Source organism: Pseudomonas mercuritolerans (genome assembly GCF_025706525.1).
In the GTDB taxonomy this organism is placed as follows: domain Bacteria; phylum Pseudomonadota; class Gammaproteobacteria; order Pseudomonadales; family Pseudomonadaceae; genus Aquipseudomonas; species Aquipseudomonas mercuritolerans.
This window is the reverse complement of the sequence record NZ_JAMSHA010000010.1, coordinates 131,810-147,875: the sequence shown is the minus strand read 5'-3', so window position 1 is coordinate 147,875 and position 16,066 is coordinate 131,810. Positions and strand designations below refer to the sequence as shown.

The following is a 16,066-nucleotide window of genomic DNA, read 5'->3' as shown; positions in this document are numbered from 1 at the left end:
TCGCGAAGGCGTCGTGTCAGTCAGCATCGACTTCACTGAGCCACCGCTTTCGCGAGCAAGCTCGCTCCCACAGGTTTTCACATCGGTCAGAAGTGGAAATTGGTGCTCAACAGCGCCGTGCGTCCCGCCGCCTGATTGGCGAAGTGGGTCGAGAAGGCTTTGTCGTAATAGGTTTCGTCGGTCAGGTTCTGCACGTTGAGTTGCAGGTCGACGTTCTTGGTCAGTTTGTAGGCCGCCATCGCGTCGTAACGCACGTACGAATCGACCATCGTTGTGTTGGCAACACTGCCGTAGACGTCGTCGACGTAGAACGCGCCACCACCGATCGTCAGCTTGGGCGTGACCTGATACGTGGTCCACAGGCTGGCGCTGTTTTTTGGCGTGTTCGGCAGATCGTTGCCGTCGTTGGCGCGACCCAACGGACCACCGTCAACCTGTTCGCTGTCCATGAAGGCGTAACCGGCGAACACCTGCCACTTGTCGGTGATCTTGCCGCTGGCCGACAGTTCGAAGCCTTGTACGCGGGTCTTGCCGGCGTTCTCGTAGGAGCTGGTGTCGACCTGCACGCGAGCGTTTTCCTTCTCGGTGCGGAAGATGTCGGCGGTCAGCGACAGGCGATCATTGAGCAGATCCCACTTGGTGCCGATCTCGTAGTTCTTGGTGGTTTCCGGCTCCATGTCGCTGCTCAGCAGGTTGCCGCTGCGATCCGGGGTGCCGCCCAGCGGGTTGCCTTCCTGACCTTCGCCCAAAGTGTTGCCCGGCGGCGTCGCCGAGGTCGCATAAGAGGCGTAGATGCTGCCGTTTTCCGCCGGCTTGTAGACCACGCCGAACTGGCCGGTGACGAATTCGCTGGTGTCATCACCCTTGGAGCTGGTGGTCCCTGCGGCGTTGTAGGTTTTGTAGTCGGTGTCGAAGTGGTCGTAGCGCAGCCCCATGTTCACCAGCCATTGCTCGGACAACTCCAGCGTGTCGAACACGTACAGCGCGTAGGTGTCGGCCTGGGTGTCGGTGCCGGCGTAGTTGCGCGAGATCGCGCCGTTCCACGGATCGTTCGGGTTCGGGTTCGACAGCGAGGTGCAGTTGTAATTGCTCGAGGCGCCAATCATCGCCGGTGTGCAGTTGCTGCTGGAAGGCACATTGGTCGTACGCGGCGTGGTGTCGGTGTTGACGTTGTACGAGGATTTCTCGCTCTGCTCGCGGGTGTATTCGACACCGGTGGAGAAGCTGTTCTTGAAACCGGCCACGTAGAAGGTGCCGAACAGGTCGGTCTGGTTGGTGGTGGTTTCGGTGTTGCTCACCCGCGTGTTGGCCCGACGCCAGACGCTGCCGTTGTTGACGTTGCCCTTGCTGTCGTCCGGCTGGGTGAGGATGTAATCCTGCATGCTGCTGCCGTGGCGCAGGGTGTTCTTGATGGTCAGCGCATCGTTCAGGTCGTGCTCGATGGCGAAGGTCGCGGTGTCGGTGCGGCCCTTGCGGAAATCGCGATCCAGACCGTAGAAGTTGTCGTGATCGCCCCCGGCGTATGGCTTGTCCGGGTTGGACTTGGTGCGTGCGGCCGAACCACCGGTTGGGATGGTGTACGGGATGCCCGAGTCCGGGGTGTCGTTGCTTTCCAGATGGTAGTAGTCGAGGTTTACACGGGTATCGGTGCCCAGGCCGAAGGCCAGCGACGGCGCGATGCCCCAACGGTCGTAATCGACTTTGTCGCGACCGGCGACGTTGCTCTCGTGGCTCATCAGGTTGAGGCGGCCGGCAGCGCTGTCGCTGAACTGGTAGTTGCCGTCGAGGGTGTAGCGCTGGGTCTGGTCGGAGCCGTAGGTGAAGCCGCCGTCGAACGAGTTGCCCAGGTGCGCTTTCTTGCTCACCAGATTGATGCTGCCGCCGGCCGCGCCACGACCGCCAATCGCCGAGTTCGGGCCTTTGCTGACTTCGATGTTTTCCACGGCGAAGATCTCGCGGCTCTGCGAACCGGTGTCGCGCACGCCGTCCAGATAGGTGTCGCCCTGGGCGTCGAAGCCGCGAATGAACGGACGATCGCCCTGCGGGTTGCCGCCTTCACCGGCGCCGAAGGTGATGCCCGGCACGGTGCGCAGCGCGTCCTGCATGTTCAGCGCGCCGGTGTCCTTGAGCACTTGTTGCGGGATGACGGTGACCGAGCGCGGCGTGTCGACCAGCGGCGCGGTGTACTTGGGCGAGGAGGCTTTTTCGACCTGGTAGGACGTCGAGTCCTGGGCTTCGCCGGTGATGGCGGTGGCGTCCAGGGCGATGGCGTTGCCGGACGCTTTGCTGTCGGTTTTTTCCGCCGCGAAGACCATCTGCCCAGCGGAGCCGGCGGTGATTGCGACACCGATTGCCGAGGCGAGCAGACGTGGTGAACTGACCGGTAATTGTGCGTGTTGACGTGCCATTTTTATTCCCCTCCCCAAGGATTTGAGGCGGCGGAATATAGGGTAAACAGGTATTCGTATCAATTGCGAAACATTGTTATTCGCATTGAATTTACATTCTTTACAATTTGCCCTTACGGTTTCTGCCCGTTCATTCGTCTTGCGGGTTTTACACGGTCAATAAGAATCAATACCATTGCCGCCTTCTTGCCATCAGGTGACATCGCCATGCTGCTGCACATTCCCGGGCTGTTCGCAAAAGACGAAGTGCAGCGCATCCGCCAGGCCCTGGAGCAAGCGGATTGGGCCGACGGCAAGATCACCGCCGGCTTCCAGTCGGCCAAGGCCAAGCACAATCTGCAACTGCCCGAAGGCCACCCGCTGGCCAAGGAAATCGGCGCGGCGATGCTGGAGCGGTTGTGGAAAAATCCGCTGTTCATGTCTGCCGCACTGCCGCACAAAGTCTTCCCGCCGCTAGTGAACTGCTACACGGCCGGCGGCAGTTTCGATTTTCACATCGACAACGCCGTGCGCCAGCCGAAGGGCAGCATCGAGCGAGTGCGCACCGATTTGTCGGCGACGTTGTTTTTCAGTGAACCGGAAGATTACGACGGCGGTGAGCTGGAAATCCAGGACACCTACGGCACGCAACGGGTGAAGCTGCCGGCCGGCGACATGGTGTTGTACCCGGGCACCAGTTTGCACAAGGTCAATGCGGTCACCCGTGGTGCGCGTTATGCCTCGTTTTTCTGGACGCAAAGCCTGGTGCGCGAAGACAGCCAGCGCGCGTTGCTGTTCGAAATGGACGGGGCGATTCAGCAGCTGACCCAGGACGTTCCCGATCACCCCTCGCTGATCCGCCTCACTGGCACATATCACAACTTGCTGCGGCGCTGGGTCGAGGTATGAGTTTCCAGTTGCGCCGCGAGGAAGTTCTCGACGCCGCCGGGTTGGCGGCAATGCTTGAAGAAAGCCCGGCCCGCGCTGCGCAGGCGATTTTGCTGGCGGCGGGCGAGGGCGAGCTTGAAGCGCAGGCGCTGCTTGGGCAGATCCTGCTGGACGGTCAGGGCATCGCGCAGGATCAACCGCTTGCATTGCGCTGGTTCGGCATCGCCGCCGGGCGCGGGCATCTGATGGCGCGCAACATGCTCGGGCGTTGTCATGAGCATGGTTGGGGATGTGCGGCGGATGCCTCGGTGGCGGCGCAGCATTATCGAATCGCTGCCGAGTCGGGGCTGGACTGGGCGATGTACAACCTGGCCAATCTACTGGCCACCGGGCGCGGGGTGACGGTTGATCATCAGCAGGCGCTGGCGTTGTACCGGCGTGCAGCTGAGTTGGGCCATGCGAAATCGATGAACCTGCTGGGGCGCTATCTGGAGGAAGGGCAGGTGTGTCAGGCGGATCCAATTGCTGCACGCGAGTGGTATCGGCGTTCGGCCGAGGGTGGGGATTTTCGTGGGCAGTTCAGTTATGCCGCGGTGTTGGCGGCTGAGGGACGGGTTGATGAAACGGTCGATTGGCTGGAGAAAGCCTTGGCCGCCGGCAATCTGAATTTTCTGCGGGTGGCGAGCCAGACGCTGGCTGATGCGACAGGCTTGCGAATTCAGGCGATGGCTAGTCGGTATGCCGCTCGGTATGCAGAGTTGCAGCGCGGCTGAAACCGCCGAGCCCTCACCCTAGCCCTCTCCCAGGGGGAGAGGGAACCGACCTAGGGATGTTTGGGAGGTACGCCGACCTGCAATGGTTTTGCCGAATCCATAATCGCCAAGGTGGTTCAGGTCGATGTCGGACGGAAGACCACTCGGTCGGCTCCCTCTCCCTCGGGAGAGGGCTGGGGTGAGGGGCTATGGTATCTAGTACAAAAAACCTCCCCAGCCGAACACCCACAAAAAAGCCCACAAATTCGTGGGCTTTTCTCTTGCAGCTTGCAGCTCGAAACTTGCCGCTGCCTCTTAAACGTAAAACGACTTCAGCGGCGGGAAGCCATTGAACTCGACCGCGCTGTAGCTGGTGGTGTACGCACCGGTCGACAACCAGTACAGACGATCACCAATCGCCAGATTCAGCGGCAGGCCATACTTGTAGTTCTCATACATGATGTCGGCGCTGTCGCAGGTCGGGCCGGCGATCACGACTTCTTCCATCTCGCCTTTCTTCTCGGTCCAGATCGGGAACTTGATCGCTTCGTCCATGGTTTCGATCAGGCCGGAGAACTTGCCCACATCGGTGTACACCCAACGCTCGACAGCGGTGCGCGACTTGCGCGCAACCAGTACCACTTCGCTGACCAGAATACCGGCGTTGGCGATCAGCGAACGGCCCGGCTCGAGGATGATTTCCGGCAGGTCATCACCGAAGTCTTCCTTGAGGAAGCGAATGATCTCTTCGGCGTAGGTTTCCAGGCTGTTGGTGCGGGTGATGTAGTTGGCCGGGAAGCCGCCGCCCATGTTGATCAGCTTGAGGTGGATGCCGTCTTCTTCTTTCAGACGTTCGAAGATCACTTTGACCTTGGCGATCGCCGCGTCCCAGACGCTGATGTCGCGCTGTTGCGAACCGACGTGGAACGAGATGCCGTACGGCACCAGACCCAGGTCGCGGGCGAGGATCAGCAGGTCCATGGCCATGTCGGTCTGGCAGCCGAACTTGCGCGACAGTGGCCAGTCAGCGGTGGTCGAGCCTTCAGTGAGGATGCGCACATAGACTTTCGAACCCGGTGCAGCCTTGGCGATGTTGCGCAGGTCGGCTTCGGAGTCGGTGGAGAACAGACGCACGCCCTTCTCGTAGAAGTAGCGGATGTCCTTGGATTTCTTGATGGTGTTGCCGTAGCTGATACGGTCCGGGCTGACGCCGCGATCCATGACTTTGTCCAGCTCGTAGATCGAGGCGATATCGAAGCTCGAACCCTTGTCTTTGAGCAGGTCGATGATCTCGACGGCCGGGTTGGCCTTGACCGCGTAGTAGACCTTGGCGAATTCGAAACCGGCGCGCAGGTCATCGTAGGCCTGGGCGATCATCGCGGTGTCGATCACCACGAACGGGGTTTCCTGTTTGTCGGCGAACGCCTTCATTTTGTCGAATGTAGCGCGCGCGAAATAATCTTCGACCTGGATCGACATGCTGGGTGCTCCTATGGGCAAACTCGTAAAAACAATGGGTGCATGAACGCCCTCCGTATCCCCACTTTGGTTCGCCTACTTCCCAAGGCATGTCGCCGAAAGCAAAAAAGGCCCAGAGATGTGCAGCTATCCCTTGGCCTCGCTGTCTCGTCGTCAGTACTTGAGCCGGATGGATCGTTTCCAGCATGGACGTTCGGCGCGAACTTTAGGGCGTGAGGGGCGCGAGATCAACTAAAAATGTCGCGTTTTTGCACGCTTCTGACGTGCGTCGCGTTCATCACTCCTTCTACCCGACCGAGATGACGGGCAGATGTTCCCGGCGAATTTTCGGGTGTTAAACATATCTGCACGTTCGTGGCTTTTGTCGGCTAGATCACAGGTAAGTGTGATAGCCGCAACATCGGCGACGTTGGCGTCGAGAGAGGGTGTTGAAGGGGGATTTGGATCTTGAAGAAGCTGGATTGACGACGCTCTTGCAGGAGAGGCTGTTGAGATTCTTTGTCACCCTGCGAAGATCAACAAAATCACGCAGATCCTGTGGGAGCGAGCCTGCTCGCGAAGGCATTTTCACAGCCGCCATCAGCGTCGACTGAAATTGCGCTTCGCGAGCAGGCTCGCTCCCACAGGGATCGGGTTTCAACCAGCGCAGATGGTTTACGCGACCACCGTCTCAGCCGGCGAGACGATACTGGTCTTCATCCCCCGCGAACGTCCCGAGCTCAGGTACGCCGCGATCGATTCCTGCGTCACCTCGCCAAGGAACACTCGTTCGGCATCCATCACCGGCAGCCAGGCGCGGTTGAACTCGTACATGCGCGACAGCAGGATGCGCAGGTGCTCGTCGTACGCTGCGGTGGCGTTGAACTCACGCAGGAATTGCGCGCAGGTGCCGGTCTGGCGATGCAGGTCGCGACGGCGCACGTAACCCAGCGCCTTGTTCTCGGCGCAGGTGACCACGACGTAGCGACGGTCGTGCTCGTCCATCAATTCCAGCGCATCGGCCACTGGCGTTTCCGGGCTCACCGACGGCGCGTTGTCCGCCGCGTCTTCGGCCTTCACCAACAGCAAGCGTTTGAGCGTGCTGTCCTGGCCGACGAAGTTGCTGACGAAATCATCCGCCGGATGCGCCAGCAGGGTGTCCGGATGGTCGATCTGCAGCAGCTTGCCGGCGCGGAAAATGGCGATCTTGTCGCCCAGCTTGATCGCTTCGTCGATGTCGTGGCTGACCATGATCACGGTCTTGTTCAGTGCGCGCTGCATCTCGAAGAATTCGTTCTGGATCATCTCGCGGTTGATCGGGTCGACCGCGCCGAACGGCTCGTCCATCAACAACAGTGGGGCGTCAGCCGCAAGCGCACGAATCACACCGATACGCTGTTGCTGACCACCGGACAATTCACGCGGGTAGCGATGCAGATACTGCTTGGGCTCGAGCTTGATCATGCTCATCAGTTCGCGGGCGCGGTCGTGGCATTTCTGTTTGTCCCAGCCGAGCAGTTTCGGCACCACGACGATGTTCTCTTCGATGGTCATGTTCGGGAACAGACCAATCTGCTGAATCACGTAGCCGATGTTGCGGCGCAGGGTCACTTCGTCGAGATCGGTGGTGTCTTCGCCGTTGATCAGGATCTTGCCCGAGGTCGGTTTGATCAGGCGGTTGATCATTTTCAGCGTGGTGCTTTTGCCGCAACCCGATGGCCCGAGGAACACGCAGATCTCGCCTTCATTGACGGTCAGGCTTACCGAGTCCACAGCTTTGACATCTTTGCCGTTGCTTTGGAAAGTTTTGCTGAGGTTTTGAAGTTCGATCATTTGAGGAGTCCTTTTGGAGTCAACGAGCGTTGCAGCCATTGGAGAAACAGGTCGGCGAAAATCGCCAGAAGACTGACCAGCAGCGCGCCGACGATAAGCATCGACATGTCACTGCGGCTGATGGAGGCGAGGATCAACACACCGAGGCCGCCGGCGCCGATGGTTGCGGCAATGGTCATCACGCCGATGTTCATCACCACGGCGGTGCGCACGCCAGCAAGAATCACCGGCACCGCGATCGGCAGTTCAACCATGCGCAGGCGCTGGCCGAAGGTCATGCCGATGCCGCGCGCGGCTTCGCGGATGCCCGGCTCGACGCCGGTGAGGGCGAGGTAGGTGTTGCGCATGATCGGCAGCAACGAATAGAGGAACACGGCGGTGATTGCCGGCAGCGGCCCGAGGCCCTGGCCGAACTTGGAGTAGAACGGCAGCAGCAGACCGAACAGGGCAATCGACGGCACGGTCAACAGCACCGTGGCGCTGGCTTGCAGCGGGCCGGCGAGGGCGGGGAAGCGCGTCATCAGGATGCCCAGCGGCACGCCGATGACGATCGCCAGGGTCACGGCGATGCCGACCAGAGTGATGTGCTGCCAGGTCAGGTGCATCACCTGCTGCCAGTCGAGATGGGAAAAGGCGTTCAGAAATTCCATGACTTCTCCTCTCTTAATTCAGTGGGTGCTGGCGCAGGAAATCGGCGGCAACGGACGATGGGCTCTCGTGGTCGACGTCGACCCGCGCGTTGAGCTGGCGCATGGTTTCGTCGTCGAACAGTTCGGCCAGCGGCTTGAGTTGTTCGGCCAGTTTCGGGTTGGCGTCCAGCGTGGCCTGACGCACCACGGGAGCGGCGGTGTAGTCGGGGAAGTAATGCTTGTCGTCTTCCAGCAATTTCAGGCCGAAGGCATTGAGGCGGCCATCGGTGGTGTAGACCAGACCGGCAAACACCTGACCGTTACGCAGCGCGGTGTAGACCAGGCCGGCATCCATCTGGCGGATGTTCTTGCGGGTCAGGTTCATGTCGTAGAGCTTGACCATGCCGTCGAGACCGTCGGAGCGGTTGGCGAACTCTGTATCCAGCGCCACCAGGTGGTTGGTCTTGGCCTCGGCGCGCAGCACTTCGTTGAGCTGGCTGATATTGCCGATCTGCGGGTATTGCTCGGCGACTTTTTTCGGCAAAGCGAGGGCATAGGTGTTGCTGAATTTCGACGGCGTCAGCCAGACCAGGCCTTTTTTCGCGTCGAGTTCTTTGACCCGGGCGTAGGATTGCGCGCTGTCGAGTTTCTCGGTGACATGGTTGTAGGCCACCAGCGACACGCCGGTGTATTCCCAGAGCAGGTCCAATTGGCCACTTTCGTGGGCGCTGCGGGCGAGGTTGCTGCCCAGACCGCCGGTGATCTGCGCGTCGTAGCCTTTGCTGCGCAGGTATTGCGCGGTGATTTCGGCGAGCAGGGTCTGCTCTGTGAAGACCCGGGCGCCGAGGCGGATGACCGGTTTTTCAGCGGCTTGCGCGATTCCTGCGAACAGCAGGACGCAGCCTGCTATCAATCCCAAAGACGAGCTAAATCGTTTCATAAATATTCCTTCGCAAAGCCTTAAGACGGGCGCAAACCGCGTTCCAGCCATAAGCGGCTGGCGAGGGTGACCACGCCATCGAGCAACAGCGCCAACAGCGCGGTGCACGCGGCGCCGAGCAGCAGTTGCGGCTGATTGTTCAGGGCGATGCCGGGGAAGATCAGGCTGCCGAGGCTGTTGGCGCCGATCAGGAACGCCAGCGGCGCGGTACCGACGTTGATCGCCAGTGCGACACGCACACCACCGACGATGATCGGCACGGCGTTGGGCAATTCGACTTTCCACAACACTTGGCGCGGGGTCATGCCGATGCCGACAGCGGCTTCTTTCAGCGAGCCCTGCACATTTTTCAGGCCTTCATAGGTGTTGCGCACGATCGGCAACAGCGAGGCGAGGAACAGGGCGAAGATCGCCGGGCCACTGCCGATGCCGAGGATGCCCAGCGCAATCGCGAGCACCGCCAGCGGTGGCACGGTGTTGCCGATATTGAAGATCTGCATGAAGCGTTCGGCGCGGCCGACCATGCTCGGGCGGCTGAGGAAGATACCGGCGGGGATGCCCACGACGAGGGCGGCCAGCATGGAGGCGAGGACGAGAATCAGATGAGCTTGCAGGTAAAACAACAAATCGTCGCGGTAGTGTTCGATCGTGTTGATGCCGATCCAGTGGACCAGCAGGGCCAGGAGCGCGATCACCACCGCACCTCCCATCAGCCCTTTGCCATAGCGGATAGCCACAGGCGGACTCCTTTTTTTGTAGTCGGCGAGCGCTGCTCCGCGTGGCAAGCCATTCCTGGCTGCCGAAGTCAGCGTTCGCGAAAAGTAGCCGTTTTCCAGCACCGGCCAAGCGGTGCGAAAGCGAGCCATGAGCGCAGCCTCGTCAGGCTAACTTGCTGATTTTTCAGCCCCTGACGAAGATTCGTAACAGGGGATGGACGTCTCCATGCTTTAAAAGGTTCCCATCTGCGGCAGCATTTGGCCACCCTTAATGTGCTCAACGGTTCGGTTATTGCATCGAGTTGGGCTATAATCGCCGCCCTTTTTTGAATCACCGCCAGGCGATTTCCCATGACCCAACAGGCCGCCGAAGTCGCGAAACGCCGCACTTTCGCCATTATTTCCCACCCCGATGCCGGTAAAACCACGATCACCGAAAAGCTCCTGTTGATGGGCAAGGCGATTGCAGTGGCCGGTACGGTGAAATCCCGTAAATCCGATCGCCATGCGACATCCGACTGGATGGAGATGGAGAAGCAGCGGGGTATTTCCATTACCACGTCGGTGATGCAGTTCCCCTATCGCGAACACATGATCAACCTGCTCGACACCCCGGGCCACGAAGACTTCTCCGAAGACACCTACCGCACCCTGACAGCGGTTGACTCGGCCCTGATGGTGCTCGACGGCGGTAAGGGTGTTGAGCCACGGACCATTGCGCTGATGGACGTCTGCCGTCTGCGTGACACGCCGATCGTCAGCTTCATCAACAAACTCGACCGTGATATCCGCGACCCGATCGAACTGCTCGACGAAATCGAAGCGGTCCTGAAGATCAAGGCTGCGCCGATCACCTGGCCGATCGGTTGCTACCGCGATTTCAAGGGCGTGTATCACCTGGCCGACGACTACATCATTGTCTACACCGCCGGTCACGGTCACGAGCGCACCGAAACCAAGATCATTGAGAAACTCGACTCCGACGAGGCGCGCGCGCACTTGGGCGACGAGTACGATCGTTTCATCGAGCAGTTGGAACTGGTGCAGGGCGCCTGCCACGAATTCAACCAGCAGGAATTCCTCGACGGCCAGTTGACCCCGGTGTTCTTCGGTACGGCGCTGGGCAACTTCGGTGTCGACCACGTGCTCGATGCTGTCGTCGATTGGGCGCCGCGTCCGCTGGCCCGTGTGGCCAACGAGCGTACTGTCGAGCCGGTGGAAGAGAAGTTCTCGGGCTTCATCTTCAAGATCCAGGCGAACATGGACCCGAAACACCGCGACCGCATTGCCTTCATGCGTATCTGCTCGGGCAAGTACGAAAAAGGCATGAAGATGCGCCACGTGCGTACCGGCAAGGACGTGCGCATCGGCGACGCCCTGACGTTCTTCTCCTCCGAGCGTGAGCAATTGGAAGAGGCCTACGCCGGCGACATTATCGGTCTGCACAACCACGGCACGATCCAGATCGGCGACACCTTCAGCGAAGGCGAAGTCCTCGGTTTCACCGGCATCCCGCACTTCGCCCCGGAACTGTTCCGTCGCGTGCGTCTGCGTGATCCGCTGAAATCCAAGCAGTTGCGTCAGGGCTTGCAGCAGTTGGCGGAAGAGGGCGCGACGCAGGTGTTCTTCCCGGAGCGCAGCAACGACATCATTCTCGGCGCCGTCGGTGTGCTGCAGTTCGATGTGGTCGCCAGCCGCTTGAAAGAGGAATACAAGGTTGAGTGCTCATATGAGCCGATCACTGTGTATTCGGCGCGCTGGATCGAGTGTGACGACAAGAAGAAGCTTGAGGAATTCTCCAACAAGGCGGTGGAGAACCTCGCGCTGGATGGCGGTGGTCACCTGACTTACCTGGCGCCGACGCGGGTGAATCTGGCATTGATGGAAGAGCGCTGGCCTGATGTGAAGTTCCGCGCGACGCGGGAGCATCATTAAGGTTTGAGTTGGTTTTTCTGAAGCCCCCAAGGTGAATGCCTTGGGGGTTTTTCTTTGCTTTTCGTTTTGGGTGGATATCCGTTGCTTCGGTAGCGGCTGCTGACGGTTTCGCCTGACGGCGACTTACTTTTTTACAAGCGCCAAAAAAAGTAAGCAAAAAACGCTAGCTCCTGCGTTCGGCCCTCGCAGGCTCGGGTTCCTTCGCTCCGGGACTGATCCGGGCGCAGCGGCTCCGGTTTGCTTCGCTGCACCTCCTTCCGCTGTGTTCGACTTCGTCAAACGGTCGCTGCGCTCCCACACCCGGATCAATCCCTCCGCTCAGCCTTCCGACGTCGCCGGTGGATCAAGATCAAGAGCAGGCGAGCTGACACTCGGCCTATTGAGTGGTGAAAAGCGTGGGTGTTCGGCTTTTGATTTGCATTGTTGCTGCCCCTCACCCCAGCCCTCTCCCGAGGGAGAGGGAGCCGATCTGTTGGTTGTTCAAAATCTGCATTCGACTTGGTATTCCACGTCGGCGTACCTCGCCCAATCACCACGGTCAGTCCCCTCTCCCTCCGGGAGAGGGTTAGGGTGAGGGGCTTTTGGTCTTTAACGCCGCGTGCAAAATCAAGTTGAATTCGGGCGCGGCGATTTTTTCCGTAAGACGTTTTCCCTCTACGTCGTAGCCATACTCTGGTTTTACTTCGGCTGACCTCACCCCCACGACATTCCAATCCAACCCGTCTACTGTTCAGCAAACCCTCGCGCCCATCGGACGTTACATGCTCAAAGGACTGACCCAACTCCTGCGCCCCAACGGCTATTTCACCCCCATGGCCTGGGTCCTCGCGGCGCTGTTGTTCATCAACCGCCTCAACGCCATGGTCAAGCTGTTCATGGCGCTGTACCTGCGTCAGGAATTGGGCCTGGCGATTGAAACCGTGGGTTGGTTGCTTTCAGCCTATGGCGCCGGGTTGCTGGTCGGTTCGATGCTCGGTGGTTGGCTCAGTGATCATGTGCGCACGGCGCGGCTGACGGCGGCGCTGTTTTTCGTTTCGGTGTGGGTGCTGATGCTGTTGGGGCTGGTGACGCAGGTGCCGTGGCTGGCCGCTTTGTTGTTGCTCAGCGGTGTCATCGATGGGGCGATTCGGACGTTGCATCAGCGGCTGATCATGGAGTATTGCGAAGTCGCGCAACGTTCCCGTGCGCAGGCCCTGAGTCGGGTGGCGCGTAATCTGGGCATGGCCGCTGCCGGGGTGGCGGGCGGAGTGTTGGCGCAGGCGGATTTTCGTTGGGTGTTCTTTGTCAGTGCGGCGATGACGATGCTGGCGTTGCTCTGGTTCGTGCGCACGACGTGGCGGCGGCCGGTGCTGGTGCTTGAAGACGAATCCGCCGATGGCTCAAGCGTGCCGTATCGCGACAAGCCGTTCCTCTGGCTGCTGGCGGCGACGGCCGTGCTCGGCATTGCATTCGACACGGTCTACAGCACGCTGGGCAATTATCTGCGTGATTACTACCACCTGAGCACCGAAGCGATCGGTTGGCAGTTCGGGCTCAATGCGCTGTTGGTGATCGCTTTGCAGATTCCGCTGTCGCACTCGGTCGAGCGTTGGGGCTCGCGTTGGCAAATGCTCGTCGGCAGTGTGCTGTTGGCCTGCGGATTGGGCATGTTGCCGTTCGGTTCCGGCTTGGCTTTTGTCTGTCTGTCGACGCTGATCTGGACGCTGGGCGAGGCCTTGTTCATGCCCCCGTTGAATGTACTGGCGATGCAGTTTGCGCAGAGCGGCAAGAGCGGTCAGTACTTCGGGCTGTTCTTCATGAGCTGGAGTGCCAGCGCGCTGTTGTCGCCGGTGCTCAGCGGTCAGCTTTATGGCGAGTTTGGCGGGCACAGCGTCTGGCTGATGAGTGCGCTGCTGGTACTGATCTCCATCCCGCTGACGTGGCAGGCGACGCGCGGCGCTTAGCTGTTTCGGTTATCGGGGTTATTCGAAAGCAATCTGGCGGTCAATGGCATTTCTGCCTGCGCGGTCGCGTCCTAAGTGGTGAGCCGGTCGGATCGCAACTAGATTTCACACGGAGCCAGTCCGGCAAGCATGTCTTAGCGCAACAGGATGGAGTCGGCCATGAAAAGCAGATTGCTACGGATTTTGATGTTGTTGAAAGTGATGGTGATGCTATCCCTCGGCACCGCAACGGCATGGGCCGAGTGCGAGGATCACGAATCTCAGGCGTTCAATGGGCAGGTCGGGCATAGCGGGCTGATGCTCGCCAAGTCCGAGTCGGAACCGGGGGATATGAATCAGGGCGGCAGCGCCGATGACGACGACTCGACCACGGACGATCCGGATACCGATGACCCGGATGATGAAGGCGATAGCCAGACATAGATCGCCGGCCAAACAAAAAACCCTTCGGCCTCGACTGATGCGCAATCGAGGTGGAGGGGGTTTTGTTATCGCATGAATTCTTGAATCAACACGAACTCCCTGTGGGAGCGAGCCTGCTCGCGAAAGCGTCATTTCAGTCGACAATGTTGGTGACTGTTACACCGCATTCGCGAGCAGGCTCGCTCCCACATGGATATTCCGTGGTCTTACGCCGCGCCGTCGAGAAACTGCTCGGCGTAGTGGCAAGCCACCTGCCGGTTATCCAGTTCACGCAACAGCGGTTCTTCCGTGGTGCAACGCTCGGTCGCATACGGGCAGCGCTTGTGGAAGGCGCAGCCCGATGGCGGGTTCAGCGGGTTGGGCAGTTCGCCGACGATCTTGATTTTCGGCTTGTTCGGGTCCGGGTGAATGGTCGGGGTCGCTGACAGCAGCGCCTGGGTGTACGGGTGCAGCGGGCGCTCGTAGATGTCGTTCTTCGGGCCCAGTTCAACCGGGCGACCGAGATACATCACCATCACGTCATCGGCTACGTGCTGCACCACCGCGAGGTTGTGCGAGATGAACACGTAGGCGGTGTTGAACTCCTGCTGCAAATCCATGAACAGGTTCAGCACCTGGGCCTGAATCGACACGTCCAGCGCCGAAGTCGGTTCGTCCGCGACCAGCACTTTCGGTTGCAGCATCATTGCCCGCGCCAGAGCGATACGCTGGCGCTGACCGCCGGAGAACATGTGCGGATAGCGCTGGTAATGCTCGGGGCGCAAGCCGACCTGCTTCATCATCGCCTGGACTTTCTCGCGACGCTCGGTGGCCGACAGCTTGGTGTTGATCAGCAGCGGCTCGGCCAGTTGATCACCGATTTTCTGCCGTGGGTTCAACGACGCATACGGGCTCTGAAACACCATCTGCACGTCTTTGCGCAGTTGCTTGCGCTCGGCCTTGTCGGCGCCGGCAACTTCCTGACCGGCGATCTGCAGCGAGCCCGATGACGGCTCCTCAATCAGCGTCAGGGCGCGGGCGAGAGTGGATTTGCCGCAGCCCGACTCCCCCACTACGGCGAGGGTCTTGCCGGCTTCCAGTTCGAACGACACGCCGTTGAGCGCGCGCACGGTGGCGTGGCCCTTGAACAGGCCACGGGAGACTTCGTAGTGACGGGTCAGGTCGCGGGCGGTAAGTACGACGGCCATTACGCCACCTCCTGGTTCAGCGGGTAGAAGCAGCGGGCGAGGCTGTTGGCTTTCGGATCAAGGCCCGGACGTTGGGTGCGGCAGTTGTCCTGCACGTACGGGCAGCGCGGCGACAGCAGGCAACCCTGCGGACGGTCGTAGCGGCCCGGAACGATGCCCGGCAGGGTCGACAGGCGTGAGGCGCCGAGGCTGTGCTCGGGAATCGCCTTGAGCAGCGCTTCGCTGTACGGGTGCGCCGGGATGTCGAACAGTTGCGGCACCTGACCGACTTCAACCGCCTGGCCGGCGTACATCACGCAGACGCGCTGGGCAGTTTCAGCCACGACGGCGAGGTCGTGGGTAATCAGCACCAGGCCCATGTTCTGCTCTTTCTGCAACGCCAGCAGCAGATCCATGATCTGCGCCTGAATCGTCACGTCCAGCGCGGTGGTCGGTTCGTCGGCGATCAACAGTTTCGGCTCGCCGGCAATCGCCATGGCGATCGCGACACGCTGGCTCATACCGCCAGACAGTTGATGCGGGTAGGCGTCCATGCGGCTGGCGGCGCCCGGGATTTCGACTTTTTCCAGCAGTTCGATGGCACGCTTGCGCGCTTGCTTGCCGGACATTTTCAGGTGCAAGCGCAGCACTTCCTCGATCTGGAAACCGACGGTGTAGCTCGGGTTCAGCGCGGTCATCGGGTCCTGGAAGACCATCGACAGGTCTTTGCCGACGATCTGCCGACGCTGACGATTGCTCAGCTTGAGCATGTCCTTGCCGTCGAAGCTGAGCGAGTCGGCGGTGACGATGCCGGGATGCTCGATCAGGCCCATCAGCGCCATCATGGTCACGGATTTACCCGAACCCGACTCGCCAACGATGGCCAATACTTCGCCTTTGTCGACTTTCAGGTCGAGGCCGTCGACCACCGGGGTCGCGGTCTTGTCGCCGAAGCGGACGTTGAGATTCTTGATTTCTAGCAGTGACATTTGAATC

Annotated in this window: 13 protein-coding genes; 5 read left to right on the top strand and 8 right to left on the bottom strand. The window is 60.3% G+C overall.

Translation table 11 applies throughout. From position 1 onward, the window contains the following. Window positions 1-86: 86 nt before the first annotated feature. The gene (locus tag ND528_RS25080) at window positions 87-2,408 is read right to left on the bottom strand and encodes a TonB-dependent receptor (protein ID WP_263471442.1); all 2,322 of its coding nucleotides are present in this window, start codon (window positions 2,406-2,408) and stop codon (window positions 87-89) included. 207 nt (window positions 2,409-2,615) lie between these two features. Between ND528_RS25080 and ND528_RS25075 the strand changes: the two genes are divergently transcribed. Both ND528_RS25075 and ND528_RS25070 read left to right on the top strand, forming a co-directional pair. After that, the gene (locus ND528_RS25075; protein WP_024011586.1) at window positions 2,616-3,296 is read left to right on the top strand and encodes a Fe2+-dependent dioxygenase; all 681 of its coding nucleotides are present in this window, start codon (window positions 2,616-2,618) and stop codon (window positions 3,294-3,296) included. Next, a complete protein-coding gene (locus tag ND528_RS25070; RefSeq protein WP_263471441.1) occupies window positions 3,293-4,048 on the top strand; it encodes a tetratricopeptide repeat protein in 756 nt (251 codons plus the stop codon). The genes ND528_RS25075 and ND528_RS25070 overlap by 4 nt, the downstream gene beginning before the upstream one ends. Before the next feature lie 294 nt (window positions 4,049-4,342). Here the strand turns inward: ND528_RS25070 and ND528_RS25065 are convergent, their stop codons facing one another. The 5 genes from ND528_RS25065 to ND528_RS25045 form a co-directional block, all read right to left on the bottom strand. Then, window positions 4,343-5,506 (bottom strand): type III PLP-dependent enzyme, encoded by a 1,164-nt coding sequence (locus tag ND528_RS25065; RefSeq protein WP_016771733.1) that lies wholly within the window; start codon window positions 5,504-5,506, stop codon window positions 4,343-4,345. Between the two features lie 654 nt (window positions 5,507-6,160). Then, a complete protein-coding gene (locus ND528_RS25060; protein WP_016771732.1) occupies window positions 6,161-7,318 on the bottom strand; it encodes an osmoprotectant ABC transporter ATP-binding protein OsmV in 1,158 nt (385 codons plus the stop codon). Next, the gene (locus ND528_RS25055) at window positions 7,315-7,968 is read right to left on the bottom strand and encodes an ABC transporter permease (RefSeq protein WP_090281735.1); all 654 of its coding nucleotides are present in this window, start codon (window positions 7,966-7,968) and stop codon (window positions 7,315-7,317) included. The genes ND528_RS25060 and ND528_RS25055 overlap by 4 nt, the downstream gene beginning before the upstream one ends. A 13-nt stretch (window positions 7,969-7,981) precedes the next feature. Next, a complete protein-coding gene (locus tag ND528_RS25050) occupies window positions 7,982-8,887 on the bottom strand; it encodes a glycine betaine ABC transporter substrate-binding protein (protein ID WP_263471440.1) in 906 nt (301 codons plus the stop codon). A gap of 20 nt (window positions 8,888-8,907) precedes the next feature. Beyond that, window positions 8,908-9,597 carry an ABC transporter permease gene (locus ND528_RS25045; RefSeq protein WP_166554532.1) on the bottom strand — a complete coding sequence of 230 codons (690 nt, stop codon included), beginning with the start codon at window positions 9,595-9,597 and terminating at the stop codon, window positions 8,908-8,910. A gap of 357 nt (window positions 9,598-9,954) precedes the next feature. Here ND528_RS25045 and ND528_RS25040 point away from each other — a divergent pair, with 357 nt between their 5' ends. The 3 genes from ND528_RS25040 to ND528_RS25030 all read left to right on the top strand — a co-directional run bounded on the left by ND528_RS25040 (window position 9,955) and on the right by ND528_RS25030 (window position 13,904). Continuing rightward, window positions 9,955-11,538: a peptide chain release factor 3 gene (locus ND528_RS25040; protein WP_039759481.1), complete on the top strand. Its 1,584-nt coding sequence runs from the start codon at window positions 9,955-9,957 to the stop codon at window positions 11,536-11,538. Window positions 11,539-12,299: 761 nt separating this feature from the next. Next, entirely contained in the window at window positions 12,300-13,481 is a 1,182-nt protein-coding gene (locus tag ND528_RS25035) for an MFS transporter (RefSeq protein ID WP_263471439.1), read from the top strand. 159 nt (window positions 13,482-13,640) lie between these two features. After that, window positions 13,641-13,904, top strand: coding sequence for a hypothetical protein (locus ND528_RS25030; RefSeq protein ID WP_263471438.1), 264 nt, complete (start codon window positions 13,641-13,643; stop codon window positions 13,902-13,904). 206 nt (window positions 13,905-14,110) lie between these two features. Here the strand turns inward: ND528_RS25030 and ND528_RS25025 are convergent, their stop codons facing one another. Together ND528_RS25025 and ND528_RS25020 are read right to left on the bottom strand one after the other, a co-directional pair. After that, on the bottom strand, window positions 14,111-15,091 hold the full coding sequence (locus ND528_RS25025) for a peptide ABC transporter ATP-binding protein (protein WP_263471437.1): 981 nt from the start codon (window positions 15,089-15,091) through the stop codon (window positions 14,111-14,113). Beyond that, window positions 15,091-16,059, bottom strand: coding sequence for an ABC transporter ATP-binding protein (locus tag ND528_RS25020; protein WP_016771722.1), 969 nt, complete (start codon window positions 16,057-16,059; stop codon window positions 15,091-15,093). The genes ND528_RS25025 and ND528_RS25020 overlap by 1 nt, the downstream gene beginning before the upstream one ends. Window positions 16,060-16,066 lie beyond the last annotated feature (7 nt).

Bases quoted from the DNA above. Each gene is read 5' to 3' on its own strand.
- ND528_RS25065 (WP_016771733.1), bottom strand. From the start codon at position 5,506: ATGTCGATCCAGGTCGAAGATTATTTCGCGCGCGCTACATTCGACAAA.
- ND528_RS25035 (WP_263471439.1), top strand. From the start codon at position 12,300: ATGCTCAAAGGACTGACCCAACTCCTGCGCCCCAACGGCTATTTCACC.
- ND528_RS25030 (WP_263471438.1), top strand. From the start codon at position 13,641: ATGAAAAGCAGATTGCTACGGATTTTGATGTTGTTGAAAGTGATGGTG.
- ND528_RS25070 (WP_263471441.1), top strand. From the start codon at position 3,293: ATGAGTTTCCAGTTGCGCCGCGAGGAAGTTCTCGACGCCGCCGGGTTG.
- ND528_RS25045 (WP_166554532.1), bottom strand. From the start codon at position 9,597: ATGGGAGGTGCGGTGGTGATCGCGCTCCTGGCCCTGCTGGTCCACTGG.
- ND528_RS25080 (WP_263471442.1), bottom strand. From the start codon at position 2,408: ATGGCACGTCAACACGCACAATTACCGGTCAGTTCACCACGTCTGCTC.
- ND528_RS25020 (WP_016771722.1), bottom strand. From the start codon at position 16,059: ATGTCACTGCTAGAAATCAAGAATCTCAACGTCCGCTTCGGCGACAAG.
- ND528_RS25050 (WP_263471440.1), bottom strand. From the start codon at position 8,887: ATGAAACGATTTAGCTCGTCTTTGGGATTGATAGCAGGCTGCGTCCTG.
- ND528_RS25055 (WP_090281735.1), bottom strand. From the start codon at position 7,968: ATGGAATTTCTGAACGCCTTTTCCCATCTCGACTGGCAGCAGGTGATG.
- ND528_RS25040 (WP_039759481.1), top strand. From the start codon at position 9,955: ATGACCCAACAGGCCGCCGAAGTCGCGAAACGCCGCACTTTCGCCATT.
- ND528_RS25075 (WP_024011586.1), top strand. From the start codon at position 2,616: ATGCTGCTGCACATTCCCGGGCTGTTCGCAAAAGACGAAGTGCAGCGC.
- ND528_RS25025 (WP_263471437.1), bottom strand. From the start codon at position 15,091: ATGGCCGTCGTACTTACCGCCCGCGACCTGACCCGTCACTACGAAGTC.
- ND528_RS25060 (WP_016771732.1), bottom strand. From the start codon at position 7,318: ATGATCGAACTTCAAAACCTCAGCAAAACTTTCCAAAGCAACGGCAAA.